The 24,884-nt window shown below is 62.2% G+C and carries 13 protein-coding genes (1 of these 13 running past the window's edge); 8 read left to right on the top strand and 5 right to left on the bottom strand.

Features of this window, described 5'->3' with window-relative positions; genetic code table 11:
- Window positions 1–422 precede the first annotated feature (422 nt).
- Window positions 423–1,757: a lysine N(6)-hydroxylase/L-ornithine N(5)-oxygenase family protein gene (locus BLU52_RS07690; RefSeq protein WP_090282621.1), complete on the bottom strand. Its 1,335-nt coding sequence runs from the start codon at window positions 1,755–1,757 to the stop codon at window positions 423–425.
- A gap of 134 nt (window positions 1,758–1,891) precedes the next feature.
- The gene (locus tag BLU52_RS07685) at window positions 1,892–2,374 is read right to left on the bottom strand and encodes a sigma-70 family RNA polymerase sigma factor (protein WP_090282620.1); all 483 of its coding nucleotides are present in this window, start codon (window positions 2,372–2,374) and stop codon (window positions 1,892–1,894) included.
- A gap of 323 nt (window positions 2,375–2,697) precedes the next feature.
- Here BLU52_RS07685 and BLU52_RS07680 point away from each other — a divergent pair, with 323 nt between their 5' ends.
- Genes BLU52_RS07680 through BLU52_RS07670 form a run of 3 tightly spaced genes read left to right on the top strand, consistent with a single transcriptional unit; the run spans window position 2,698 to window position 7,243 of the window.
- Window positions 2,698–3,870: an efflux RND transporter periplasmic adaptor subunit gene (locus tag BLU52_RS07680; RefSeq protein ID WP_090282619.1), complete on the top strand. Its 1,173-nt coding sequence runs from the start codon at window positions 2,698–2,700 to the stop codon at window positions 3,868–3,870.
- A complete protein-coding gene (locus BLU52_RS07675; protein ID WP_090282618.1) occupies window positions 3,871–5,844 on the top strand; it encodes a MacB family efflux pump subunit in 1,974 nt (657 codons plus the stop codon).
- Between the two features lie 7 nt (window positions 5,845–5,851).
- Window positions 5,852–7,243, top strand: coding sequence for an efflux transporter outer membrane subunit (locus BLU52_RS07670; protein WP_090282617.1), 1,392 nt, complete (start codon window positions 5,852–5,854; stop codon window positions 7,241–7,243).
- Between the two features lie 929 nt (window positions 7,244–8,172).
- Here BLU52_RS07670 and pvdP read toward each other — a convergent pair.
- Window positions 8,173–9,792 carry a pyoverdine maturation tyrosinase PvdP gene (gene pvdP / locus BLU52_RS07665; RefSeq protein WP_090282616.1) on the bottom strand — a complete coding sequence of 540 codons (1,620 nt, stop codon included), beginning with the start codon at window positions 9,790–9,792 and terminating at the stop codon, window positions 8,173–8,175.
- A gap of 185 nt (window positions 9,793–9,977) precedes the next feature.
- Between pvdP and pvdM the strand changes: the two genes are divergently transcribed.
- The 5 genes from pvdM (at window position 9,978) to BLU52_RS07640 (ending at window position 17,941) form a co-directional block, all read left to right on the top strand.
- The gene (gene pvdM, locus BLU52_RS07660) at window positions 9,978–11,348 is read left to right on the top strand and encodes a pyoverdine-tailoring dipeptidase-like protein PvdM (protein ID WP_090282615.1); all 1,371 of its coding nucleotides are present in this window, start codon (window positions 9,978–9,980) and stop codon (window positions 11,346–11,348) included.
- Complete coding sequence (pvdN, locus tag BLU52_RS07655; RefSeq protein ID WP_090282614.1) at window positions 11,345–12,625, top strand: pyoverdine-tailoring periplasmic protein PvdN; 1,281 nt, start codon at window positions 11,345–11,347, stop codon at window positions 12,623–12,625. The genes pvdM and pvdN overlap by 4 nt, the downstream gene beginning before the upstream one ends.
- A 29-nt stretch (window positions 12,626–12,654) precedes the next feature.
- Window positions 12,655–13,563, top strand: coding sequence for a dihydropyoverdine dehydrogenase (gene pvdO / locus BLU52_RS07650; RefSeq protein ID WP_090282613.1), 909 nt, complete (start codon window positions 12,655–12,657; stop codon window positions 13,561–13,563).
- Between the two features lie 148 nt (window positions 13,564–13,711).
- Window positions 13,712–15,361: a cyclic peptide export ABC transporter gene (locus BLU52_RS07645; RefSeq protein ID WP_090282612.1), complete on the top strand. Its 1,650-nt coding sequence runs from the start codon at window positions 13,712–13,714 to the stop codon at window positions 15,359–15,361.
- Window positions 15,362–15,478: 117 nt separating this feature from the next.
- A complete protein-coding gene (locus BLU52_RS07640; RefSeq protein ID WP_090282611.1) occupies window positions 15,479–17,941 on the top strand; it encodes a TonB-dependent siderophore receptor in 2,463 nt (820 codons plus the stop codon).
- A 1,840-nt stretch (window positions 17,942–19,781) separates the two neighbouring features.
- On the opposite strand, the gene BLU52_RS07635 is transcribed toward BLU52_RS07640, so the two are convergent.
- On the bottom strand, window positions 19,782–20,741 hold the full coding sequence (locus tag BLU52_RS07635; protein ID WP_090282610.1) for an alpha/beta hydrolase: 960 nt from the start codon (window positions 20,739–20,741) through the stop codon (window positions 19,782–19,784).
- 50 nt (window positions 20,742–20,791) lie between these two features.
- Window positions 20,792–24,884 carry the 3' end of a non-ribosomal peptide synthetase gene (locus tag BLU52_RS07630; protein WP_090282609.1) on the bottom strand. It continues 10,895 nt past the right edge of the window, so 4,093 of the gene's 14,988 nt are visible here — the last part of the coding sequence; the start codon falls outside the window, past its right edge; it ends in the stop codon at window positions 20,792–20,794.

Below are 24,884 nucleotides of genomic sequence, written 5' to 3'. Positions count from 1 at the left end.
GAGAAGGACGTCGAGGCATGCCCAGGATGGGCCATGCACGGGATGCCGCTGCTCGCTGTTACGGCGAGACAACGGCAGAGAAAAGGCTGCGCGTTATCTTGCCGAGCATCTGCCGGTTACCGAGACCGGCCGACAACTGTCACTCGAACAAGTACCCACTGTGGGTCTCCGCTATTGATGAAAACGCGTGGAGCTTACGCCCCGGATATGTCGGAGTAAACGGCGAAAGGAAGGGATGTGAGGGATGTTCAGGAAGGGTTCAGGAAGGGTTCAGGAAGCAGACTCACAAGCGCTCTCAAGGCCCTCATCGCCAGCAGGCTGGCTCCCACAGGGTTTCGGGGCGAACACAGATTTTGTGTTCACAACCGTCCACTGTGGGAGCTAGCCTGCTAGCGATTGCGGTGTGTCTGGCGCAGCAGATCTCAGCTGGCCGTCGCCAGCAGCAGATCTGCCACCGACCGCTGCCCACGGTGCCTGCCATGCTCGTACAGCGAACCGGCGATTTCGTCCGCGCGGATCGGCAGCACCGACAGCAAGGTGTCGCTCAAGCCATGGCTGGCCTGGCAGAAGCCCTGCATGTAGATCCCGGCCTTGCAGCGCTCATCGGTGATCAGTTTGTAATGGCGGTCAACCTCGAACTCGCCCAGATACTCTTCCAGCGGCGCCAACAGTTTGCGATGCATCTGCCGCTCGTAACCGGTGGCCAGCACCACCGCATCGTAATGCCGCACGGTGACTTCACCGGTGGCGTTGTTGCGCACCGCCAGTTCCACACCGCTGTCAGTCGCGGTGGCGCTCTCGACGGTGGTCAGGGTGCGGAAGGCATGCCGGGCGATCCCGGAAACCTTCTGCCGATAGAAGATGCCGTAGATGCGTTCGATCAGGTCGATGTCGACCACCGAATAATTGGTGTTGTGATACTCGTTGACCAGACGCTCGCGCTCGGCGCTGTTCTGCTGGAACACCAGGTCGGTGAATTCCGGCGAAAACACCTCGTTGACGAACGGGCTGTCGTCCGCCGGCTTCAACGCCGAACCGCGCAGGATCATGTCGACCTGCACCGACGGGAACGAATCGTTGAGATCGATGAACGCCTCCGCTGCGCTCTGCCCGCCCCCGATAATCGCGATGCTCATCGGCTGATTGTTCACGCACGGCTGTTTGGCCATCTGCGACAGGTACTGCGAGTGATGGAAGACCCGGCGATCACCCTTCAGCGCCTTGAACGCCTCGGGAATACGCGGCGTACCGCCAGCACTGACCACCACCGAACGCGTGGTGCGCACGAACTGCTGGCCGTCGCTGCCACGGGAAATCACCCGCAACGCCTCGACCTGCTGGTTATGCAGAACCGGCTCGATGGTCAGCACTTCTTCACCGTAACGGCTCTGCGCGGTGAACTGCCCGGCCACCCAGCGCAGGTAGTCGTTGTACTCCATGCGGCACGGGTAAAAGGTGCCGAGGTTGATGAAGTCGACCAGACGACCGTGATATTTCAGGTAGTTGACGAACGAGTAGGGGCTGGTCGGATTGCGCAGGGTCACCAGGTCCTTGAGGAACGAAATCTGCAATTCGCTCTGGGTCGACAGGGTGTTGCCGTGCCAGCTGTAATCGGCCTGCTTGTCGAGGAACAGCACATCCAGCTCGCCGTGGGTCGGTCCGCGCTCTTGCAGAGCGATGGCCAGCGCCAGGTTCGAAGGGCCGAAACCGACGCCGATCAGGTCGTGAACGATGGGCGATGCAATTGCCTGAGTCATTTCCAGTGTCCTCTGGATGAACCCCTCAACAAGGGGCAAGGAGAGCCTAAGTGACCCGACTGGCCTTGAGCAGGACAGCAGGTCGTCTGTTGAGTAGGAACGAGGACAGGGAAATAAAATTTAACGGCGCCGGCTCAATGGGCATCCCATTGCTTGATCCGCTGGCGGCAATGTTTCATCGCGTTGACGATGTGTTTTTCCACCAACGCTTTGGATATGCCCAATTGCTCGGCGATTTCCGGGTGCGACAGACCTTCGATCTTGCGCAGCAGAAAACTGTCGCGGCACAGCGGCGACAATTCGCCCAGGGCGCGTTGCAGCATGTCCAGGCGCTGACCGTGGTCGAGGGTGGTATGCGGGGACGGGGTGAAATAGCGCTCTTCGTTGTCGAGCACTTCCAGTGATTCGACCTGGCGCAGGGCATTGCGCCGATGGTCGTCGATGACCAGGTTCAACGCAGTGCGGTAGAGAAACGCGCGGGGCTGTTCGATCGGGGTTTCGCTGGAGCGTTCAAGCACCCGCAGATAAGCGTCATGCACCACATCTTCGGCGACCTGACGGTTGCCGAGCTTGGCGTTCAGGAAACACACCAGCTCTCGATAGTAGTTTTCCAACATGACTCCCGCCCGCAAATCTGCGGTTTCTGTCCTTGAGCGCACTGATCGGCGACGCCGCAAACGGCAGTAGCAAGATAGTGGCAACTTGAAGGACGTAATTTATAGTAATTCTCATATAGATTTAAAGTAGTGTTTGGCCTTGACCGACAAATAGTCCGCTTCTATAGCTGTAACTTTGTGTGTCTCCGCTTAAATTCCTCTGCCCTTGCCACGTTTACAGGACAGCTTCCCGTGTCTGTCGCGCCCCGTGACAGCGTTCGCTGCGGCCCCAACCTGATTGTGCCAGCCGAACGACGGGCCGACTCCACTGGCCGGAACCCTGCATGAAACGTCCCCGCCCTGCCCGACGCGCCCTGCTCGTAGTCCTTTGTCTGATCCCGGTTGTCGGTTATGCCGCGTGGCAGATACTGCCACCGGGTCGGGAAAAATTTGTCACCGTGCAAGTGTCGCGCGGCGATATAGAGAGCAGCGTCACCGCCCTCGGCACGCTGCAGCCGCGCCGTTACGTAGACGTCGGCGCGCAGGCGTCCGGGCAGATTCAGAAGATTCATGTCGAAGTGGGTGACGTGGTCAAGGAAGGCCAGTTGCTGGTGGAAATCGACCCGTCGACACAGAAAGCCAAACTCGACGCCGGGCGTTTCTCCATTGAAAACCTCAAGGCGCAATGGCAGGAGCAGCGCGCCCAGCACGAACTGGCTCAGCAGAAATACCAGCGTCAGCAAAACCTCGCGGCTGGCGGCGCGACCCGTGAAGAAGATGTCCAGACTGCCCGCGCCGAACTGAAAGCCACGCAAGCACGCATCGACATGTTCCAGGCGCAGATACGCCAGGCCGAAGCCAGCCTGCGCAGCGATCAGGCCGAGCTCGGCTACACGCAGATCTATGCGCCGATGGCCGGCACCGTGGTGGCTCTCGATGCGCGCGAAGGCCAGACCCTCAATGCCCAGCAACAGACGCCGCTGATTTTACGCATCGCCAGATTATCGCCAATGACCGTGTGGGCCGAAGTCTCGGAAGCGGATATCGGCCACGTCAAACCAGGCATGACCGCTTACTTCACCACACTCAGCGGCGGCAACCGGCGCTGGAGCAGTAAGGTCCGACAAATTCTGCCAGTGCCACCCAAGCCACTGGACCAGACCAGCCAGGGCGGCGGCAGCCCGGCCAACAGCAGTAAAAGCGGCAGCGCCCGCGTGGTGCTTTACACCGTGCTGCTGGATGTCGATAACGCCGACAACGCCCTGATGGCGGAGATGACCACGCAGGTGTTCTTCGTCGCCGATCAGGCCAAAGACGTACTCACCGCGCCGGTGGCCGCCCTGCAAGGCAGCAGCAAGGCCGATCGGCAGACCGCGCAGGTGGTCGCCGCCAACGGCAAGATCGAGCCCCGCGAAGTGCGCACCGGCATCAGTGACAGGCTCAAAGTGCAGATTCTCGACGGCCTGAATGAAGGTGATCATCTGCTGATCGGCCCGGCCAGCGGTAGTGGGGGTTGAATGCAAACGCCCCTGATCGACCTGCAGGACATCCGCAAATCCTACGGCGGCGGCGACGCACCGCAAGTTCACGTCCTGCGCGGCATCGATCTGTCGATCCACGCCGGCGAATTCGTGGCGATCGTCGGCGCGTCCGGCTCCGGCAAGTCGACGCTGATGAACATCCTCGGCTGCCTCGACCGGCCGACTTGCGGCGAATACCGTTTCGCCGGGGAAAACGTCGCCGGCCTGGACAGCGATGAACTGGCCTGGCTACGCCGTGAAGCGTTCGGTTTCGTGTTTCAGGGCTACCACCTGATTCCGTCCGGCTCGGCTCAGGAGAACGTCGAGATGCCGGCGATCTATGCCGGCACCCCGGCCGCCGAACGCCATGCCCGCGCCGCCGCCCTGCTCGACCGGCTCGGTCTGGCCTCGCGCACCGGCAACCGTCCGCATCAGTTGTCCGGCGGCCAGCAACAACGGGTCTCGATCGCTCGCGCCTTGATGAACGGCGGCCACATCATTCTCGCCGACGAACCGACCGGCGCCCTCGACAGCCACAGCGGCAAAGAGGTCATGGCGCTGCTCGACGAACTGGCGAGTCAGGGCCATGTGGTGATTCTTATCACCCACGACCGCGAAGTGGCAGCGCGGGCCAAACGCATCATCGAAATCAGTGATGGCCTGATTATCAGTGACAGCGCAAAGGACCACCCCCAAGCCCAGACCAGCGCCAACCCCGGCGCCTTGCAAGCGGTCGACCTGCGCAAGCGCCTGAGCGAAGGCGCCGAAGCCACCGGCGCGTGGAAAGGCGAACTGGTCGACGCCTTGCAGGCTGCGTGGCGGGTGATGTGGATCAACCGTTTCCGCACCGCACTGACCCTGCTGGGTATCATCATTGGCGTGGCCTCGGTGGTGGTGATGCTCGCCGTCGGCGAAGGCAGCAAGCGCCAGGTCATGGCGCAGATGGGCGCGTTCGGCTCGAACATTATTTACCTCAGCGGCTCGGCGCCCAATCCGCGCACGCCGCCAGGGATCGTCACCCTCGATGACGTGCGGGCGCTGGCAAGCCTGCCGCAAGTGCAACGGATCATGCCGGTCAACGGCGCCGAGGCCGGCGTACGCTTCGGCAATGCCGACCATTTGAGCTACGTAGGCGGCAACGACACGAACTTCCCGGCGATTTTCAACTGGCCGGTGGTGCAAGGCAGCTACTTCACCGAGGCCGACGAAGCCAACGCAGCCGCCGTCGCGGTGATCGGCCACAAGGTACGAACCAAACTGCTCAAGGACATCGCCAACCCGATCGGCCAATACATCCTGATCGAAAACGTACCGTTTCAGGTGGTCGGCGTGCTCGCGGAAAAAGGCGCCAGTTCCGGCGACTCCGACAGCGACAACCGCATCGCCATCCCCTACTCCGCTGCGAGCGTTCGGCTGTTCGGCACGCGTGACCCGGAATACGTCGCCATTGCTGCCACCGACGCAGGCAAGGTCAAGGACGCCGAGCAGGCCATCGAGCAATTGATGCTGCAACTGCACAACGGCAAGAAGGATTTCGAGCTGACCAACAATGCCGCGATGATCCAGGCCGAAGCGCGCACGCAGAACACCCTGTCGCTGATGCTCGGTTCGATTGCGGCGATTTCGCTGCTGGTCGGCGGCATCGGTGTAATGAACATCATGCTGATGACCGTGCGCGAGCGCACCCGTGAGATCGGTATCCGCATGGCCACCGGTGCGCGCCAACGCGACATTCTGCGTCAGTTTCTCACCGAGGCGGTGATGCTTTCGGTGGTCGGCGGCATCGCCGGGATCGCCCTGGCATTGATGGTTGGCGGCGTGCTGATTCTCAGTGAAGTCGCCGTCGCCTTCTCGTTGCTGGCGGTGCTCGGCGCGTTTGCCTGCGCCCTGGTGACCGGTGTCGTCTTCGGCTTCATGCCGGCCCGCAAAGCTGCCCGGCTTGACCCGGTCACGGCCCTTATCAGTGAATGATCGATCTATGAAACCGCGTCTCAGTGTGTTGACCGTGTGCCTGATGCTCAGCGCTTGCGGCAGTCCCGTTCAGCGCCCGGACAGCGGCGTGCAGGCACCCGCGGCCTGGCAAGCGCCGCACGCCGCCAGCGTCGCCCAGAGTGATAGGCAGTGGTGGACACAATTTGCCAGCGCGGAACTCGATCGCCTGATCGAACAGGCCCGCCTCGGCAGTTTCGACCTCGCCGCTGCGGTTGCGCGCGTGCGCCAGGCCCAGGCCGGCACGGTGATTGCCGGTGGCTCGCAGTTGCCGGAAATCAAGGCCGGGCTCAACGGCAATCGGCAAAAGCTGCTGCGCGGCAATGGCTACAGCCAGCTCGATGCTGACAGCAGCAACCAGGCCGTGGACTATTTCGATGCCAGCCTGAGCGCTACCTACGAAGTCGATTTCTGGGGCGGTAAACGTGCCTCCCGCGACAGTGCGCAATTCACTTTGCAGGCCAGCGAGTTCGATCGCGCGACGGTCGAACTGACCCTGCTCAGCAGCGTCGCCACGACGTATGCGCAGACCCTGGCGCTGCGCGAGCAAAGCCGCATCGCCGAACTGAATCTGGCCAACGCGCAACGGGTGTTGAAACTGGTGCAGACACGCTTCGATTCAGGCTCGGCCACGGCGCTGGAACTGGCGCAACAGAAGAGTCTGGTCGCCGCCCAGCAGTGGCAATTACCGCGCGTGCAACAGGAGGCCCAGGCTGCGTTGATCAGCCTCGCGGCACTGCTCGGCCAACCGGTGCAACAACTGGCGCCAACCGGTTCTTTCGAAGACATGCAATGGCCCGAGATTGCGGCCGGCATCCCCAGCGAACTGCTCAGTCGGCGCCCGGACATCGCCCGCGCCGAAGCGCAACTGGCCGCCGCCGAGGCCGACGTCAAGGTCGCCCGTGCGGCGATGCTGCCGACGCTGACTTTGACGGCGCAACTGGGCTCCGGTGCCGATCAGTTCGATGATGTGTTGCGCAGCCCTTTTTACAATCTCACCGCCGGCCTGGTCGCGCCGATCTTCAACAACGGTCGCCTCGGCGCTGAACGTGACAAGGCCACGGCGCGTCAGCAGGAGCTGCTGGAAACTTACCGAGGTGCGATCGTCAATGGTTTCGCCGATGTGGAAAAAGCCCTGAACAGCATTCGTCGTCTGGATGAGCAGCGGCAGTGGCAATCCGAGGAGTTGAGTCAGGCGCAGATCGCTTTCAATATTGCCCAGAGCCGTTACGAAGCGGGCGCTGAGGATCTGCTTACGGTGCTGGAGACTCAGCGCACGCTGTATGCCGCACAGGATCAGCAGGTGCAGCTGCGGCTGGCGCGGGTGCAGGCGAGTATTGCGCTGTACAAGGCGTTGGGGGGTGGGTGGCGGGCGCTGTGATTGGGCGCCAGCTTTGGACCGGTGTACGCACTTTCCCTGTGGGAGCTTGCCTGCAAGCGATGGCTTTCTTTCAGGCGCTGTTTTTTTGGAGTACATATCCGTTGCTGCGGTAACGGCGGCTTAGGGTTTCGCCCTTACGGCGACTCACTTTTTTTCAAACGCCAAAAAAAGTAAGCAAAAAACGCTTGCTCCTACGTTCGGCCCTCGCAGGCTCGGGTCCCTTCGCTCCGGGATCGATCCGGGCGCAGCGGCTACGGTTTGCTGCGCTGCACCTACTTCCGCTGTGTCTGGCTGCGCCAGACGGTCGCTGCGCTCCCACGCCCGGATCAATCCCTCCGCTCAGCCTTCCGATGTCGCTGGTTAGGCAAGATCAAAGGCACGCGAGCTTGCGCTCATTGTTGAGTGGTTAGAAGCGGGTGGTTGGCTTGGGATTGGTGGTGGATTCGCCCCTCACCCCAGCCCTCTCCCCCTGGAGAGGGAGCCGATCTTTGTGCTTTTCAAAATGTGCGTACGACTCGGTATTTCGAGTCGGCGTAGCCCTCGCATCCGCCACGATCGGTTCCCTCTCCCTACGGGCGGTCCGACGTTTCGGGAGGGTTAGGGTGAGGGGCTTTTGACGTTGCTTTTGGTCGTCAAGCCGGGCTGGCTTTAGCCTTCAGATTCCGTGCATACCATGGTCGTTGCGGCACGCGGCGGAAGAGTGGTGAGAAGCGGGTGGTTGGCTTTGGATTGGTGGCGTGGCTGCCCCTCACCCCAGCCCTCTCCCCCAGGAGAGGGAGCCGATCTTTGTGCTTTTCAAAATGTGCGTACGACTCGGTATTCATGTCGACGCACGTCTTTCAATTACCGCGATCAGTCCCCTCTCCCTACGGGCGGTCCGACGTTTCGGGAGGGCTAGGGTGTGGGGCTTTTGACGTTGCTTTTGGTCGTCAAGCCGGGCTGGCTTTAGCCTTCAGATTCCGCGCATACCAAGGTCGTTGCGGCACGCGGCGGAACAGGCCGGCGAGTTTTTCTTCGTCGGTGAGGAAGGTGATGCGCAGTGCCAGTTTCATGGTTTCGGGGTCCATTTCTACCGTTTTGCCCATCTGCAGGCCGGGCGTGGGGCTGCAGCCGTGGGTGATCGGGCCCAGCCACGGGTCGTCGATTTCGACCCAGCGCCCAGGGGCGAACCATGGCACGCCATTGACTTGCAAACGCTTGACTTCGCCCGGATGAAAACGTTCGTGGGCGCGAAACCAGTCTTCGATGCGGTCATCGATCCAGCCGTGGAAATACCAGAACGCCGGATTGACGTGCGAGGAAAACGGATCGCCGAGGAAGTCGTTTTCAGGGCGGTACCAGCGCGCGGCGAAGTCGGCCGGATCGCGTGCGAACGGCACCGGTTGGCCATTCGACGGATCGCGCGGCACCGAGGCCCAGCGCATGTGCAGCCAATCGTGCAGACCCAGCTCGACCTCGGAGCCGAACTGGCCCAGGGTCAGTCTGGCCAGGTACGCCGGGTCACGGTACTGCGACTCCCAGACCTGGAAGTTGCTCTCATAGGTTTCGGCGGTTTTGATGTCGCTGACCCACTGGCTGAATTCATCGTCGCCGGCGGCGGTCCAGGTCGGCGGTAAGGCAGTGCCGTCGTGGTTATCGAAATAGCGAGCAAAACCGAGCCGGTCGCGGATCAGTTCCGGCTGCGGCAGCGGGAAATACTCCCACGACGGCAAATGCTGCATCGAGCGCGCAGTACCCAGCATGTGCCGGTGCATGAAAAAGAAATCGACACCCGAGCCATTACGATCCTTGCGCGGGCCACGGGCATCGCGCTCGTGATCGCGAGGGCCGGGTTGCCAACCGATGCCGCGCAATGCCTCGCGCTTGTCCTCAGGGAGTTTGTGCCACTTGTCACGGGTCGCATGCCACAACTGGTGGAACAGGCGATGCTCGGGGGAAATCAGCCACGCCAGCAATGTTTCGTTCAGCGGTGTGCGTTCGCGGGCTTCGGGGAACAATTGCTTGACCGCAACGAAACGGTTGTCCTGCACGGGCAAACTCAATGGCCGATCGAGACGCAGCGCCTTGCCGCTGAGGGTGCCGCTGCCGGCATTGCCGAAGTCGGCCCAGACTTCATCGAGGATCATTTCCAGCTCATAGCCGATCTGGCCATCGGCGCCGATCAACCGCCAGCTGAGTTTCGCGGCATCGGCCTTGGCCAGATCGCCGAGAATCCGGTAACGCGGTGTGTCGCCAGAGCGCAAGCGCTGCGGCGTGTCGAGAAAACCACAGACGCCACGGCCCTTCTGGCCGATATCGAGGAACACCTGCAGTCCGGTATTCGGCAAGCCTTCAAGGCCGGCATCGGCGCCTTCGAAACGGATATCCCAGACCCCGCGCAAGGCGTTCGCCAGGCGCTGACCGGCCACGTCCGCCACATCGAAAGAGGCTTCGCCCGGGGTGATCGTCGGGTCCGGTTTTGTCCATTCGCGATGCCCGAAATAAGCCGCTGGCACGGCCGCGCCGGTCAGCGCCAGACCGGCCATGAACCATCGTCGAGAAATCTTCATTGCCCTACCTGTGTCAGCCATGAAGCAGGCTTTATCCAAGCTAGAACGTTTGTTGCTCCGGCAAATTTAAGCGGCATGTTCGCCGGCACGCGGCCAGCCTAAATTTCCCCGCCGATCACTCGTTCTTCCCAGATAGCAAAGGCCGCCGCGCCTGCACCTCACTGGCGAACCCGACTGAGATGGCAATGACAAAACCACGTTCGAAAAAGGCTCTATTCATCGGCCTGCCGTTAGCCCTGGCGATCAGCGCTGGCGCCGGCTTTGCCGTGTGGCACCACTGGTTCAAGGACGATCTCGGCTACCCGGTCAAAGTGATGCAACAGGCAGATGAACTGCACGAACGCATGCTGTCCTTCGACAGCCACGTCAGCCTGACGCAGAACTTCGGCACCGATGGCCACGAAGCCGACAAGGACGGCGACGGTCAGTTCGACCTGGCCAAGGCCAATCGCGGGCGACTGTCCGGTGCGGCGCTGACCATCTTCGGCTGGCCGGAAATGTGGAACGGCCCGAACGCCCCGCACAAACCGACGCCCGGCTTCGTCGATGAGGCGCGCAACCAGCAGGAAATCCGCTTCAAGATTATCAGCGGCATGGTTCGCGACTATCCCAATCAAGTCGCCATCGCCTACACGCCGGACGATTTCCGTCGCCTGCACGGCGAGGGTAAATTCGCGATTTTCATCAGCATGCTCAACGCATACCCGCTGGGCCACGACCTGAACCTGCTGGATCTGTGGACGGCGCGTGGCATGCGCATGTTTGGTTTCAGCTACATTGGCAATAACGACTGGGCCGACTCGTCGCGGCCGCTGCCGTTTCTCAACGACTCACCGGACGCCCTCGACGGCCTCTCGGATCTGGGCAAGCAAGCGGTCAAGCGCCTCAACGATCTGGGGGTGATCATCGATGTGTCGCAAATGTCGAGCAAAGCCCTCGAGCAGGTTGCGCAACTCAGCCGTACCCCGCTGATCGCCTCGCATTCGGCGCCGCGGGCGATGGTCGATATTCCGCGCAACCTCAGCGACAAGGAAATGCAGCTGATCAAGAACAGCGGCGGCGTGGTGCAGATCGTCGCATTTTCCCAGTACTTGCGCCCGCTGACCCAGGCCACGCAGGACAAGCTCAACGAGATGCGCAAGGACTTCGACCTGCCACCGCTGCCGAACCTGGCCATGGCCTTGATGCCCGGCGACCCGATCATCGCGGCATGGTCCGAGCAGAAATTCGGCCAGTACGCCAGCCGCCTCTACGGCATCCTCGAGGAGGAGCCCAAAGCCAGCCTCAAGGACTTCGGCAACGCTATCGATTACGCGGTCCGCAAAATCGGCATCGACCACGTCGGCATCAGTTCCGACTTCAACGAGGGCGGCGGCGTCAAAGGTTTCGAAAATGTGGGCGAGATTCGCAACGTCACCGCCGAGCTGATCTCGCGCGGCTATTCCGAAGCGGACATTGCCAAGCTGTGGGGCGGCAACTTCCTGCGCGTCTGGGATCAGGTCGAGAACGCCGCGAAACCGGCACTGGCCACCGCGCCGGGAACCGCCACGCCATGAGCAATCGTCGTGACTTTCTCAAGCAGGCCGGGATTCTAGCCGCCGCGCTGCCGCTGGGGGCGAGCCTGCCGAATGTCGCCCGTGCGGCAAGCAACGCACCGCTGCCGCGCAACCAGTGGGCGCAATTGCAGCAACTGTTCGAGCAGGATCCGGACTATCTGCACTTCTCCAACTTCCTCATCACTTCGCACCCCAGACCGGTGCGCGAGGCGATTGCCCGGCATCGCGCCGCCCTCGATAAAAATCCCGGCCTGGCCATGGATTGGGATCTGGGGGTGATCGAACAGCGTGAAGAAAACGTGCGGGGCTGGGCCGGCCGCTACCTCGAGGCCAGCCCGAAACAGATCGCGCTGACCGGCAGCACCACCGAAGGCCTGGCGACGATTTACGGTGGCGTGCACGTACGCGCCGATCAGGAAATCCTCACCACCGTCCATGAACATTACGCCACCCACACCACCCTTGCGCTGCGCAGCGAACGTGACGGCACACGGGTGCGCAAAATTCCGCTGTTCAAGGACGTGTTCAGCGCCAGCCAAGCCGAAATTCTGGCCAACATCGACAATGCGATCCGCCCGGAAACCCGCGTGCTGGGCATGTGCTGGGTGCACTCCGGCAGCGGTCTGAAACTGCCGATTGGCGCAATCGGTGCGATCGTCGACAAACACAATCGCGGCCGCAGCGATGCCGACCGCATTGTCTACGTGGTCGATGGCGTACACGGCTTCGGCGTCGACAACCTGAATTTCGCGCAGATGAATTGCGACTTCTTTATCGCCGGCACGCACAAATGGATGTTCGGCCCACGGGGCACCGGGATCATCTGCAGCCGCTTCGAAGAGGTGAAATACGTCACCCCGGTGATTCCGACCTTCTCCGAGGCCACCGCGTTCTCCACCACCATGACGCCCGGCGGTTATCACGCCTTCGAGCACCGCTGGGCGCTGGACGAAGCCTTCAAGTTGCATCTGCAACTGGGCAAGGCTGAGGTCGAAGCGCGCATTCATGCGCTCAACAGTTACCTCAAGCGACGCCTGCAACAACGTCCGCAGATCGAGATGGTGACGCCGCTGAGCCCGCAATTGTCGGCCGGTTTCACCTTCTTCCGGGTCAAGGGCGAGGACAGTGACAAGGTTGCTGCGCACCTGATGACCAACCGCGTGATTGCCGATGCCGTGCACCGCGACGTCGGCCCGGTGATCCGCACCGCCCCCGGCCTGCTCAACGACGAAGCGCAGATCGACCGCCTGCTGGCCGTGCTCGACCAGGCCCTGTGAGCACCCTTCTTTTTTTAGCGAGAGCCACCATGAAATCCGTACCACGTCGTTTTCTTCTGCAGCCTTTGCCGGCGCTGATGCTCGGCACCCTCGCCGTCCTGTTGTCGCCGGCTGCCGCCCAGGCCAGCACCCCGCTGGCACCCGGCAAGGTATTCAAGGACTGCAAGGACTGCCCGGAAATGGTCGTGCTGCCGACCGGCACGTTCAGCATGGGCACCCCGGAGGACGAAGTCGGGCGCGAGCCAGACGAAGGTCCGATGCATCCGGTGACGTTCGCCAAGCCGCTGGCGATCAGCCGTTTCCAGATTCTCAAAGGTCAGTGGGACGCCTACCTCAAGGACACCGGCTATCAAATGCCCGATGGCGACACGCGCCCCGGCCGGGCGTGCAAGGCTGGGGTTCCCGACTATCAGGGCAGCGACCCGCGCAAGCAGTACACCGACAAGCATCCGGCGGTGTGCATGGACTTTGCGGAAATCGAGGCCTACGTGGCGTGGCTGTCGAAAAAGACCGGCAAGGCTTATCGACTGGTCAGCGAATCCCTGCGCGAATACGCCGCCCGTGGCGGCAGCAGCGGCCCGTTCCCCTTCCCCTTCGATGAAGGCAAGGAATACAGCATCGCCCGACACGCCAACACCTATGGCGCCGCCGATGGCTACAACTTCACCGCGCCGGCCGGCAGTTTTCCGGCCAACGCCTTCGGCGTCTACGACATGCACGGCAACATCTACGAATGGACTGCCGATTGCTACAACGAGAACTACGTCGGCGCGCCGAGCGATGGCAGCGCCTGGCTGAGCGGCAAGTGCGAAGTGCGGCGCATCCGGGGCAACGACTGGGGTGAAGCGCCGGTGTTTTCCCGCTCGGGCAACCGCAACGCCACCTACACCGACACCCGCGGCGACTGGATCGGCTTTCGGGTCGCCCGCGATCTGTAACGCCTGCGCCCGGCTAAATTCGCCGTCCTGCCAGCCGTTTTACAGGTGAGCGCGAACCGCCACGGCGCGCCACCGCCCTCTACGTCATCCAGGCGAACCCCGCGCTCCGGCATGCGGGCTTCGCCGCTCTTTCAAGCAGGGAACCTCCATGAGCAAACCAACACGCGGGGTGATCAACGAATTGTTCGCCCTGCTCAAACCCTTTCGGCTGATCGTCATCGTCTCGACCCTGCTCGGCATGCTCGGCGGGCTGAGCGTCACCGCATTGCTGGCGACCATCAACAGCGTGCTGCACAGCGAAGGCGCCGTCAGCAACAGCATGGTCGCGGTGTTCGCCGGGTTGTGCCTGCTGGCCCTGACCAGTTCGATTTGCTCCGACATCGGCACCAACCATGTCGGCCAGCACATCATTGCCAGATTGCGCAAAGAGCTGGGTGAGAAAGTCCTGTCGGCGCCCATCGAGCAGATCGAACGCTACCGCAGCCATCGGCTGATCCCGGTGTTGACCCACGACGTCGACACCATCAGCGACTTCGCGTTTGCTTTTGCCCCGCTGGCGATTTCCATGACCGTCACGCTCGGCTGCATGGGCTATCTGGCCATGTTGTCGTGGCCGATGTTCCTGATGGTGGTGGTGGCGATTGCGCTGAGCACGGTCATCCAGTACATCGCCCGCGGCCGCGGCATGCAGGGCTTCATGAAGGCCCGCGACTACGAAGACGAGCTGCAGAAGAACTACCACGCCGTGGCTGAAGGCGCGAAAGAGCTGCGCATCCACCGCCGGCGCCGTCATCGCATGTTCGTCTCGGGCATCGAAGGCACGGCGAACAAGATCTGCGACACCCAGGTGCGCTCGGTGAATATTTTCGTCATAGCCAAGACGCTCGGCTCAATGCTGTTTTTCGTGGTGATTGGCCTGGCGCTGATCCTGCAATCGTTCTGGCCGAGCGCGGACAAAGCGGTGATCAGCGGCTTCGTGCTGGTATTGCTGTACATGAAAGGCCCGCTGGAGCACCTGATCAGTACGCTGCCGATTGTCAGCCGCGCACAGATCGCCTTCCGCCGCATCGCCGACTTGTCGGAACAATTCTCCTCGCCCGAACCGCATCTGTTGCTCAGCGAGCAGGCGCCGAAAAACAACGCCGTACACAGCCTCGAACTGAACAATGTCACTTACAGTTTCCCGACCGTTGAAGGCGCTGCGCCCTTCCGTCTCGGGCCGGTGAACCTGAAGATCGAACAGGGCGACATCATTTTCATCGTCGGCGAAAACGGCTGCGGCAAGACCACCCTGATCAAACTGCTGCTGGGCTTGTACGCGCCGCAGCAGGGTGAGATCCGCCTCAACGAGCAGTTGATCGACGCGGCGAACCGCGATGATTACCGCCAGTTGTTCACGACAATCTTCGCCGACTACTACCTGTTCGACGACGTGGTCCAGGGCGATACGCAGATCCCCGAGGACGCCAACAAATACCTGCAACGCCTGGAGATCGCGCACAAGGTCAGCGTGCGGGACGGCGCCTTCACCACCACCGACCTGTCGACCGGGCAGCGCAAGCGCCTGGCGCTGGTCAATGCGTGGCTGGAAGAACGTCCGGTGCTGGTGTTTGACGAATGGGCCGCCGATCAGGACCCGACGTTCCGGCGTATTTTCTACACCGAGCTGCTGCCTGACCTCAAGCGTCTGGGCAAAACCATCATCGTCATTTCCCACGACGATCGTTACTTCGACGTCGCCGACCAACTGGTGCGGATGAACGCCGGCAAAGTGCTGACCGAGCTGCAACCGGCCTGATTGTGAAAAATGTGAAAAAAAACTGTGTTGAGCCTTTCCGGTTTTCGGAGGGCTCAACGTCTTATCTACAGTTAATAGAAATAGTTCTCAGTCAACACTTTGAAGAGTAGAAGAATAATGCCCGCACCGCACGGTCTCCACCCGCTCGCCAAGGCTCTGCTGATCCGCCGCTCCTTGCGTTCCACCTTGCCGGCGCTGTGCGCCATGGCCCTCACGCTGCCGATCGTCGGTCAGGCACAGGCTGCAGCCGTGGCGATCAATATTCCTGCACAGTCGCTGGGGAGCGCTTTGCAGGAATTCGGTCGCCAGACCAACCTGCAAGTGCTGTACAGCCCGGATGAAGTCAGTGGTCTGCGCAGCAGCGCCGTCAGCGGCACCCTCGAACCGACGGCCGCGATCGCGCAGTTGCTCAAAGGTACCGACATTGCCTACAGCGTCGACGGCAACAACGTCGCCCTGCGCTCGCGCAGCAACAGCGGCGCCAGCCTCGACCTCGCACCGACGAACATTTCCGCCACTGCCGAATCAGCCTGGGGCCCGGTCGACGGCATCGTCGCCAAACGCAGCGCCACCGGCTCCAAGACTGATACCGCGATCAAAGTCATCCCGCAGACCATCAACGTCGTCACCCAGGACGAGATCAAGATGCGCGGCTCACAATCGGTCACCGAAGCCCTGCGCTACACCCCGGGCATGACCGGCGGCGGCTTCGCTGACCGGGTGAAGATTTTCGACGAACCGACCTCGCGCGGCTTCTCGCCCACCCCGCTGTACCTCGACGGCCTGCACATGCCCTATGGCGGCGGCAGCACCGGCGGTTCGCTGCAGATCGACCCGTACACCCTGGAGCGCATCGAAGTACTCAAGGGCCCGGCCTCGGTGCTGTACGGCCAGAACCAGCCCGGCGGTATCGTCAACATGGTCAGCAAGCGCCCGACCGCCACCCCGCTGCACGAAGTGAAGATCGGCGGCGGCAGCTATGACCGTAAATACGGCGCCTTCGACCTCGGCGGACCGATCGACGACCAGGGCGAGTTCCTTTATCGCCTGACCGGTGTGGTCAACGACAGCGGCTCGGCGATCGACTACGCGAGCCAGAACCGCATGCTGCTCGCACCGAGTCTGACCTGGCTGCCGAACGACCGCACCACCATCACCGTCTTCGGCCAGTACCAGAAAGACCACGACGTACCGGAAGCCCAGGGCCTGCCGGCCTTCGGCACGGTCAAGAGCACTTCCAACGGCCGCATCGGCCGCAGCCTGTTCATCGGCGAGCCGGACGTGAACAAGTACCACCGCGAACAGTTCGTGGTCGGTTACGAGATCGCGCACGAACTCAACGATATCTGGACCTTCAAGCAGAACGCGCGCTACGCCGACGTCAACGACCAGTACGTCGCGCCGCTGCACGGCTACTCGTTCCCGACCAACCCGGTGACCGGCCTTGACGACAACAGCTTCCAGAGCCGCTACGCGGTGGACTGGTCGCAGCACAACAAGGTCTACGGCATCGATAACATCGCCCAGGCCAAGTTCAACACCGGCGAACTCGAGCACACCGTACTGCTGGGCGTGGACTACTACCATTCCAACTCGAAGTTCCTCGGCCTGTACGACCGCACCGCGCCGGGTATCGATCTCTACAACCCGGTGTATGGCAGCGCGATCAACTTCCGCCAGCCCTACAAGTGGGACAACACCATCACCCAGACCGGCCTCTACGCCCAGGATCAACTGCGCTGGAACCAGTGGTTCCTGACCCTCGGCGGTCGTTATGACTTCGCCGAAACCGATAACAAGCAACCGCTGACCGATGGCCACAGCAACCAGAAGGACGAGAAGTTCACCGGCCGCGCGGGCCTGGGCTATGAATTCGCGAACGGCATCACGCCATACGTCAGCTACGCCGAATCGTTCCTGCCGCAAACGGGTACCGACATGAGCGGCAGCGCCTTCGAACCGACCACTGGCAAGCAGTACGAAGTGGGTATCAAGTACGAACCGACCTTCATCGATGGCTTCATCCAGATCTCGGCTTACCAGATCGATCAGGACAACATGCTGACCTCCGATCTCGACAACCCGGGTTTCAGCAGCCAGAGCGGTACCGTACGTTCGCGTGGCGTCGAGCTGGAAGGCAAGGTCAACGTGACCCAGAACCTGCGGGTACTCGGTTCGGTGTCGCGCAACCAGACCAAGTGGGAAAAAGACAACGACGGTCGTGAAGGCCGCACCCTGGCCATGCGCCCACCGCTGACCGCGTCGGCATGGGTCAACTACGACTTCGATATTTCCACGGCGCTGGCCGGTTTCGGCATGGGTCTGGGGGCGCGCTATGTGCAGCAGAGTTACGGTTCGGACTACGAGTCGGATTCTTTCCAGGTGCCGTCTTACACCGTGTATGACGCGATGGTTTCCTACGATCTGGAAAAATCGCCACTGCATGTCAAGGGTGTGAAGTTGCAGGCCAACCTGCAGAACCTGACCAACGAGAAGTATGTGGCTGCGTGTAATAGCACGCTTGACTGCTACTACGGTGAGAGCCGGACGATGACGGCTGATGTGACTTACAACTGGTGAGGTTTTCAGCGCTTTGAGTTTGAGAAAAACGCCGGCGATTGCTGGCGTTTTTTTTTGCGCGTGGCGGCCTTTGGGCCGGCCAGGCTCTTGGGTTTTGAGTTTTGAGTTTTGAGTTTTGGGTGAATATCCGTTTTTTTGGGTGCTGCGGCTGGCGGTTTCGCCCTTACGGCGAGGCACTTTTTCCAAACGCCGAAAAAGTACCCAAAAAGGCTTGGCCCCGGCGTACGGCCCTCGCAGGCTCGGGTTCCTTCGCTCCGGGACCGATCCGGGCGCAGCGGCTACGGTTTGCTGCGCTGCACCTCCTTCCGCTGTGTCTGGCTACGCCAGACGGTCGCTACGCTCCCACCCCCGGATCGATCCCTCCACTCAGCCTGCCGAAGGGGCCGGCACGGCAAGATCAAGAGCACTCGAGCTTGCGCTCATTGTATGAGTGGTGGGGAGCGGGAGTCTGGGTTGGGTGTTGGGGGTTGGTTTGGTGTGGAAGATTTATGGTTATGAATGCGGATTACCGATTCGTGCGTGCAGGTTCTGCAGATCAAAAGCCCCTCACCCTAGCCCTCTCCCAGGGGGAGAGGGAACTGACTGTGGTGGATGCGAGAACTACACCGACCTGCGATACCGAGTCGAATGCGAATTTTGAACGGCGCGCAGATCGGCTCCCTCTCCCTCCGGGAGAGGGCTGGGGTGAGGGGCAGCCACACCACAATCCGAAAGCCAACCACCCGCTTCTAACCACTCAACAATGAGCGTTAGCTCGCGTGCTCTTGATCTTGATCTTGATCTTGATCTTGATCTTGCGTCACCGGCGACATCGGAAGGCTGAGCGCAGGGATTGATCCGGGCGTGGGAGCGCAGCGACCGTCTGGCGCAGCCAGACACAGCGGAAGGAGGTGCAGCGAAGCAAACCGTAGCCGCTGCGCCCGGATCGGTCCCGGAGCGAAGGGACCCGAGCTTGCGAGGGCCGTACGTAGGAGCAAGCGTTTTGGGTTACCTTTTTGGCGTTTGAAAAAGGTGACCCGCCGTAAGGGCGGAACCGCCAGCCGCCACACCCAAAAAAACGGATATTCACACCACCAAACCACAGCCTGGTCGGCCCAAAGGCCGCCAAGGCCGCCAAGGCCAAAACAAAATCACCCCCGAGCAAACGCCTGAGCCAAACGCCCGGCAATAAACAACTGCGCCTCCTCAGCCTCATCGACAATCGCGCCCATGCGCAGGAAGTCGTGCGTCATCCCCGCATACACCTTGAGCTCGACAGCCACCCCCGCCGCCCGCAAATGACACGCATACGCCACCCCCTCAGGGACTGACCGGGGTGGTTGCGAAAGATCTGCCGACGTGAAATACCGAGTCGAACACAAGTTTTGAACGGCGCGCAGATCGGCTCCCTCTCCCTCCGGGAGAGGGCTGGGGTGAGGGGCAGCCACACCACAATCCGAAAGCCAACCACCCGCTTCTAACCACTCAACAATGAGCGTTAGCTCGCGTGCTCTTGATCTTGATCTTGCGTCACCGGCGACGTCGGAAGGCTGAGTGGAGGGATTGATCCGGGCGTGGGAGCGCAGCGACCGTCTGGCGCAGCCAGACACAGCGGAAGGAGGTGCAGCGAAGCAAACCGTAGCCGCTGCGCCCGGATCGATCCCGGAGCGAAGGGACCCGAGCCTGCGAGGGCCGAACGTAGGAGCAAGCGTTTTGGGTTACCTTTTTGGCGTTTGAAAAAGGTGACCCGCCGTAAGGGCGGAACCGCCAGCCGCCACACCCAAAAAAACGGATATTCACACCACCAAACCACAGCCTGGTCGGCCCAAAGGCCGCCAAGGCCGCCAAGGCCAAAACAAAATCACCCCCGAGCAAACGCCTGAGCCAAACGCCCGGCAATAAACAACTGCGCCTCCTCAGCCTCATCGACAATCGCGCCCATGCGCAGGAAGTCGTGCGTCATCCCCGCATACACCTTGAGCTCGACTGCCACCCCCGCCGCCTGCAAATGACACGCATACGCCACCCCCTCATCATGCAGCGGATCACACTCGGCCAACACCAGCAGCACCGGTGCAACATCAGCCGAGACTTCCCCGAGCAACGGCGAAAACCGCGGATCGAGACGATCGGCGAGATCACGCTGATAGTGGCCGTAAAACCACTCCAGCGACGCCTTCTCCAACAGATGACCTTCAGCAAACCGCTCGATCGAAGGCGTGCCGCGACTGGCATCGGTCACCGGATAGATCAGCACCTGCAAACGCGGCCGAACCACGGCACCGGCCAGTTGCGCCGCCAGCACCGTGGCCAGGCTGCCGCCCACGCTGTCACCGGCAACCGCCAGACGCGAGGCATCCACGCCGAGATCCGCAGCACCGGCCACCAACCAGTCCCAGGCATCACGGGCATCATCCGCCGCAGTGGGAAAGCGAAACTCCGGTGCCAGCCGATACGCCACCGACAGCACCACGCAGTCAGCCATCGCGGCCAGCGCCCGGCACAGCGAATCATGGGAATCGAGGCTACCGACCACATATCCACCGCCATGGAAATACAACAGCGCCGGTCGGCCAGCACCCGCGCTCAAAGGCTGGTTACTGTAGATCCGTGCATTGAGCAGCGCGCCATCGCGCACCGGCAATTGCAGCTCATCCACCCCGTGCAGTTCTTCACCGCCAGCGTCCATCAACAGTGAAGATTGATCGAACTGCTCACGCGCCTCGGCCGGACTCAGTTGGTGCATGCCCACGCGTTTGCCACTCGCCCGGCCGTTGCCGACCAGTTGCAAAAACGCGGCGATATCAGGGTTCAACGACATTCAAATCTCCAGCGCAGTGAAACGCCACAGGCGCCCCACCGCTGTTCAGTTCAGGACATGGCTACAGGTTCAACGATCTCGCCGAGCATTTCTTCAGCCTCGGACAGAAACGTTGCATCACGCGGAATCTGGAAGTGCCCGCAAGCGAGCCATTCACCGCCCATGCCCGGCTGCTCCAGTTGCGCTGCCAATTGCAAGGCTTCCTCTTCGCGGCCCAGGGTCCACCAGCACATCGGCGTGATCGCCAACGGTGTGCAGCGGTCCAGTTGCAGCGACAGCTGTTTGAGTCGGCGGGCGACGCTGAACACATGAGCCAGTTCATCGGCGCCCAGCGCCACGTAGGTCGAAGCCCCGCGCGCGCTGCTCATGACGCGGCCGAACAGTGCACGAAGGTTCTGCGGGGTTTCTTCGCCGTCGATACTCAAACCTGGCGCAGCATCCGGCAGCGTCACGTGCAGGAAGTCACGCAAGTCGGCTTGCCAGTCATCAACCGCGCCTTCGTTGACCCTGGCCGACGGCACGAAGCTGTCCACCAGACCGACAAATCTCACCGGCTGCCCGGTTTGCTCCAGTTGCGCCGCGACCAGCATCGCCAGGGTCCCGCCCAGCGACCAGCCCAACAGGTGGTACGGTCCATGCGCCTGTTTTGCGCGAATCTGCGCAACGTAGTCGCTGGCCATGCTCTGCAGCGAGGCGTCTTGGAACGTCGGATCGAGGAGCATCCGCGACTGGATCGCCAACACCTGGCGGCGTCCGTTCAGACGTCGCGCCAACGGCTCGTAATCGAACACCGTGCCGAAGCCTGCGTGGATGCAGAACAGCGGCGCGACACCGTCAACGTGAACATTCATCGCCAACATTGCGCTGGCTTTTTCGGTGCTGCCTTGCACGCTGGCCACCAGCTCGGCGATGCTCGGTTTCTGCATCAGGTCGCGCAGTTTCAAACTCAGGCCCTGGGCTTTGAGCACACGGCTGCGGGCGATCACTTGCAGGCTGAGGATCGAGTCGCCGCCCAGTTCGAAGAAGTTGTCGCTGAGGCCGACGCGTTCGATTTTCAGCACGTCTCGCCAGATCTTCGCCAGCGCCTTTTCCAGCTCGGTGCGCGGCGCCAGATAAGCCTGGCGCTGTTCGGCATCCGGGTTCGGCAAGGCCTTGCGGTCAAGTTTGCCGTTCGGTGTCAGCGGCATGCGTTCGAGCAGCATCAGGTGCGCAGGCACCATGTAGTCCGGCAGGCTGGCCTTGAGCTGGTCGCGCAGGCGCTCGCAGAAACCGTCCACCGCGACGTCGGCCATAGCGACGACATACCCGAGCAACTGCTTGCCGCTGACGCCGTCGCGGGCCACCACCGCGGCGTCGCGCACGCCGGCTTGCTGCTTGAGACGCGCCTCGACTTCGCCCAGCTCGATACGGAAACCACGGATCTTCACCTGCTGATCGATGCGCCCGAGATAGTCGACGGTGCCGTCTTCGCGCTGGCGCACCAGGTCGCCGGTGCGGTACAGACGGCTGCCGTCGGCGCTGAACGGGTTGGCGACGAAGCGCTCGGCGCTGCCGCCGGCGCGGCCCAGATAACCACGGGCCAACGCGCCGCCCAGGTACAGCTCGCCGGCAAGTCCCAGTGGCAGCGGATTGAGGTCGGCGTCGAGCACGTAACCGCTACGCTCGCCGACCACCGTGCCAATCGGTGCGTAGGCCGCACCGCATACGTCGTCAGCGCCGGCCTTCCAGATCAGTGGCGTGACCACAGTTTCCGTCGGGCCGTAGCCATTGATGATGTACTGCGGCTTCAGCGCACGTTTGGCCAGCTCAAAACTCGCCACCGGCACCGCATCGCCACCGAAGCAATAGATGCGCACCGCGGGCGGGTTGCCGTGCTGCTCGGCGTGCTCGGCCAATTGCTGCAGGTACACCGGCGGAAACGCCGCCACGGTCACGCCATATTCGTGCAGCGCTTCGTAAGTCTGCTCGGCGGTCCACAGGCTGTCGTCACGGATCAGCAGACGCGCGCCGTGGGTCAATGTGGTCAACCAGCGCTCATGGGCGCCGTCGAAGGCGAACGACATGAAGTGCAATTCGCAATCGGCTGCGGTCATTTCGTAACGCTGACCGATCGCCTCGCAGTGCATCGCCAACGGCCCGTGGGCGACGCCGACGCCTTTCGGCTGGCCGGTGGAGCCAGAGGTGTAGATGACGTAAGCGAGGTTGTCCGCATGCACGGCGACCTGCGGTGCGCTCTCCGGCTGACCACTCAGATCGAGCTGATCCAGCTCCAGCACAGGCAGACTGGCCTGCGTCGGCATGACCTCACGCAGACTGGAATCGCTGAGCAACAAGGCGATACCGGAATCACCCATCAGGTAGCTCAGGCGTTCACGCGGGTAAGTCGCATCGAGCGGCACGTAAGCGCCGCCGGCCTTGAGCACCGCGAGCAACGCCACGATCAGGTTTTCGCTGCGCGGCAGCGCGACACCGACGCGTACCTCCGGCCCTACGCCTTCAGCGATCAACGCATGGGCCAGACGGTTGGCGCGAGCGTCAATCTGCGCATAGCTGAACGCCTGGCCGTTGAAGATCACCGCCGTCTGCTCGCCCTGCTCCAGTGCCCGTTGCGCAATACGCTGATGCACCGCCAGCGCCGGAGAAGCGGCTGGCAGGCTCGGCGCGACCACCGACCGAGCGCTCGGCAAACCGATCCGCCCGAGCGGTTGCGCGGCATCTGCGGCCAATGCAGCGAGCAGGCCTTCCATGTTGGCGCGAATGCCTTCCACGGTTGCGAGATCAAAATGCTCACGCAGGAACATGTATTCGATCACCAGCCCTTCTTCGAGCGTGACCATCAAGTCCATCGGGAAGTTGGTCAGGCCGGCGTTGCTGATCTCGCCGAATGTCAGCGAGTCGTCGCGCCATTCGCGCAGCGCCTGATCGATCGGGTGATTCTCGAAGACGATGATGCTGTCGAACAACGCCTGCCCCGCCCGCCCGGCCCAACGCTGCACGTCGGTCAGCGGCGTGTATTCGCGCTCACGCAGTTCGAGGTTGAAGTCCTGCAGATCACGCAGCCAGTCGCCGACCGCTTGCTCGGCCGGCACGTCCTTGATCACCGGCAGGGTGTTGATGAACAGGCCGAGGATCGACTCCGACGCCGGCAGGCTCGCCGGGCGCCCCGCCACCGTCGCCCCGAACGCCACGCAGCGCTGGCCGCTGTAACGGCTGAGCAGCATCAGCCAGGCACCCTGCACCAGCGTGTTAAGCGTGACTTGCTGCGCTTGCGCAAAAGCTTTGAGCTGTTCGGTGCGAGCGGCGCCCAAGCGGCTGTACAGCGCCTCGTGACCGCGACCGCTGCCAGTGCGCGACACCGCGTCGGCAAGGTAAGTCGGCTCGTCGAGCTGATTCAGTTGCTGACGCCAGAAGCCTTCGCTGGCCGCGTCGTCTTGCTGCTGCAGCCAGTTGATGTAATGACGGTACGGCACCGCCTCGGCCAGCGGTGTGCCGGAGTACTGACTCAGCACTTCGCCGATCAGCTGCGAACTGCTCCAGCCGTCGATCAGGATGTGGTGATAGGTCCAGATCAATTGATAACTGTCCGCGCCAACCTGAACCAGCGTCAGGCGTTGCAGCGGTGGCTGATCGAGATCGAAGCCTTTGGCTCGCTCGGCGTCGGCCAATGCTTGCAGCGCCTCGGCCGAGTGAGCCTGGTCACGCCAGTCGAGCAGGCAGAACGGCAGTTGCGGATCGGCGAGCACGAACTGCAGCGGCTCGGCCATGTCCTGCCAGAGGAAACCCGTGCGCAGAATGTCGTGGCGACGACTGACGCTGGCCCAGGCCGCGTGTAAACGCGCCGGATCAAGGCCTTGCACGGCAATGCTCAACTGGTTGATGTAGAGGTCCGATTCCGGCGAATTCAAGCCGAGGAACAGCATGCCCTGCTGCATCGGTGACAGACGATAAAGCCCGGCCAACTGATCCTGCGCCAGCGGCAAATCGGCGACTTGCGCATCACTCAGGCCATGCAGCGGCATCTCGATCAGCGCCGTCGGCGCAACGTTGCTGCTGCTACCGACGCGCTGGGCCAATTGCTCAATGGTCGGGTGCTGGAACAGGTCTTTCGGACTCAGTTCCAGGCCTTGCTGACGGGCGCGGCTG

This window comes from Pseudomonas granadensis (genome assembly GCF_900105485.1).
In the GTDB taxonomy this organism is placed as follows: Bacteria; Pseudomonadota; Gammaproteobacteria; order Pseudomonadales; family Pseudomonadaceae; genus Aquipseudomonas; species Aquipseudomonas granadensis.
Note: the sequence above shows the minus strand (reverse complement) of the source record. Positions and strands in the feature narration are given on the sequence as shown.

What these genes read in the sequence shown, in the direction of transcription:
- BLU52_RS07690 (WP_090282621.1), bottom strand. Translation starts at nt 1,757, where the DNA reads ATGACTCAGGCAATTGCATCGCCCATCGTTCACGACCTGATCGGCGTC.
- BLU52_RS07685 (WP_090282620.1), bottom strand. Translation starts at nt 2,374, where the DNA reads ATGTTGGAAAACTACTATCGAGAGCTGGTGTGTTTCCTGAACGCCAAG.
- BLU52_RS07680 (WP_090282619.1), top strand. Translation starts at nt 2,698, where the DNA reads ATGAAACGTCCCCGCCCTGCCCGACGCGCCCTGCTCGTAGTCCTTTGT.
- BLU52_RS07675 (WP_090282618.1), top strand. Translation starts at nt 3,871, where the DNA reads ATGCAAACGCCCCTGATCGACCTGCAGGACATCCGCAAATCCTACGGC.
- BLU52_RS07670 (WP_090282617.1), top strand. Translation starts at nt 5,852, where the DNA reads ATGAAACCGCGTCTCAGTGTGTTGACCGTGTGCCTGATGCTCAGCGCT.
- pvdP (WP_090282616.1), bottom strand. Translation starts at nt 9,792, where the DNA reads ATGAAGATTTCTCGACGATGGTTCATGGCCGGTCTGGCGCTGACCGGC.
- pvdM (WP_090282615.1), top strand. Translation starts at nt 9,978, where the DNA reads ATGACAAAACCACGTTCGAAAAAGGCTCTATTCATCGGCCTGCCGTTA.
- pvdN (WP_090282614.1), top strand. Translation starts at nt 11,345, where the DNA reads ATGAGCAATCGTCGTGACTTTCTCAAGCAGGCCGGGATTCTAGCCGCC.
- pvdO (WP_090282613.1), top strand. Translation starts at nt 12,655, where the DNA reads ATGAAATCCGTACCACGTCGTTTTCTTCTGCAGCCTTTGCCGGCGCTG.
- BLU52_RS07645 (WP_090282612.1), top strand. Translation starts at nt 13,712, where the DNA reads ATGAGCAAACCAACACGCGGGGTGATCAACGAATTGTTCGCCCTGCTC.
- BLU52_RS07640 (WP_090282611.1), top strand. Translation starts at nt 15,479, where the DNA reads ATGCCCGCACCGCACGGTCTCCACCCGCTCGCCAAGGCTCTGCTGATC.
- BLU52_RS07635 (WP_090282610.1), bottom strand. Translation starts at nt 20,741, where the DNA reads ATGTCGTTGAACCCTGATATCGCCGCGTTTTTGCAACTGGTCGGCAAC.